This is a genomic window from Paraburkholderia sp. SIMBA_027 (genome assembly GCF_046535315.1).
GTDB classification, from domain to species: Bacteria; Pseudomonadota; Gammaproteobacteria; order Burkholderiales; family Burkholderiaceae; genus Paraburkholderia; species Paraburkholderia tropica.
Window position 1 is genome coordinate 1 of record NZ_JAWRWY010001385.1, and the last position, 244, is coordinate 244.

The following is a 244-nucleotide window of genomic DNA, read 5'->3' on the forward strand; positions in this document are numbered from 1 at the left end:
CATGACTTCGGCCAGATGCAGGGCGACGTCGATCGTTTTCCGGGAGGAGGCGTCCACTCCTGCCACCTGGATGGTGGGATTGGCGTAAGGACTTCCCGCAAGCCGGTCCACGATATTCATGGGCGCGGTGGGCGGACTGTCCCCTTGGACCAATCGCATCAGCATGCGTTTTGCGGTGACGTTCTGCCGCACCTGCGATGGGCGCAGCGGCTGGGTCTTGGGCAAGCCATCCATTGGCGGACGG

The 244-nt window shown here is 63.5% G+C and carries 1 protein-coding gene; it reads right to left on the reverse strand.

The features are described 5' to 3' along the window. The coding region (locus SB764_RS43725) for a hypothetical protein (protein ID WP_410867267.1) at window positions 1–225 on the reverse strand (225 nt) is incomplete at its 3' end. Window positions 226–244 lie beyond the last annotated feature (19 nt).